This window comes from Bacillus sp. FJAT-27001 (assembly GCF_019039175.1).
GTDB lineage: Bacteria > Bacillota > Bacilli > Bacillales > Bacillaceae > Bacillus > Bacillus velezensis.
In genome coordinates this window covers 52,029-52,841 of sequence record NZ_JAHOAA010000012.1, presented here as the reverse complement: position 1 = coordinate 52,841, position 813 = coordinate 52,029, and the positions used below count along the sequence as shown (strand labels likewise).

The window sequence follows — 813 nt, the reverse complement described above, 5'->3', positions numbered from 1 at the left end:
CTCAGCTGGGAGAGCATCTGCCTTACAAGCAGAGGGTCGGCGGTTCGAGCCCGTCATCCTCCACCATTATCATCGCGGGGTGGAGCAGTTCGGTAGCTCGTCGGGCTCATAACCCGAAGGTCGCAGGTTCAAATCCTGCCCCCGCAACCAAAAGAATGGTCCGGTAGTTCAGTTGGTTAGAATGCCTGCCTGTCACGCAGGAGGTCGCGGGTTCGAGTCCCGTCCGGACCGCCATTTATAAAAAGGCTCGGTAGCTCAGTTGGTAGAGCAACGGACTGAAAATCCGTGTGTCGGCGGTTCGATTCCGTCCCGAGCCACCATTTGCCGGTCTAGCTCAATTGGTAGAGCAACTGACTTGTAATCAGTAGGTTGGGGGTTCAAGTCCTCTGGCCGGCACTCTAAATGATGGAGGGGTAGCGAAGTGGCTAAACGCGGCGGACTGTAAATCCGCTCCCTCAGGGTTCGGCAGTTCGAATCTGCCCCCCTCCACCATTTTATAAATAGGGGCATAGTTTAACGGTAGAACAGAGGTCTCCAAAACCTCCGGTGTGGGTTCGATTCCTACTGCCCCTGCCACTATATTTTTTATTCATCTTCAGATTATGGCGGTTGTGGCGAAGTGGTTAACGCACCAGATTGTGGCTCTGGCACTCGTGGGTTCGATTCCCATCAATCGCCCCATATTATCATTGGGCTATAGCCAAGCGGTAAGGCAACGGACTTTGACTCCGTCATGCGTTGGTTCGAATCCAGCTAGCCCAGTTGCATTTTTTTAAAAACAACAGCATAAGATGTATTAAGTTCTTTTACATG

General features: G+C 52.2%; 8 tRNA genes. All 8 read left to right on the top strand.

What is annotated here, in order from left to right:
* Positions 1–73 precede the first annotated feature (73 nt).
* The 8 genes from BGM27_RS19755 (at position 74) to BGM27_RS19720 (ending at position 762) form a co-directional block, all read left to right on the top strand.
* Positions 74–150: transfer RNA gene (locus BGM27_RS19755), tRNA-Met, on the top strand.
* A 7-nt stretch (positions 151–157) separates the two neighbouring features.
* Positions 158–234: transfer RNA gene (locus BGM27_RS19750), tRNA-Asp, on the top strand.
* A gap of 10 nt (positions 235–244) precedes the next feature.
* Positions 245–320, top strand: a tRNA-Phe gene (locus BGM27_RS19745).
* 3 nt (positions 321–323) lie between these two features.
* A tRNA-Thr gene (locus tag BGM27_RS19740) sits at positions 324–396 on the top strand.
* Positions 397–407: 11 nt separating this feature from the next.
* Positions 408–492: transfer RNA gene (locus tag BGM27_RS19735), tRNA-Tyr, on the top strand.
* Between the two features lie 10 nt (positions 493–502).
* Positions 503–576: transfer RNA gene (locus BGM27_RS19730), tRNA-Trp, on the top strand.
* Positions 577–605: 29 nt separating this feature from the next.
* Positions 606–681, top strand: a tRNA-His gene (locus BGM27_RS19725).
* A gap of 9 nt (positions 682–690) precedes the next feature.
* Positions 691–762 (top strand) — tRNA-Gln (locus BGM27_RS19720).
* Positions 763–813 lie beyond the last annotated feature (51 nt).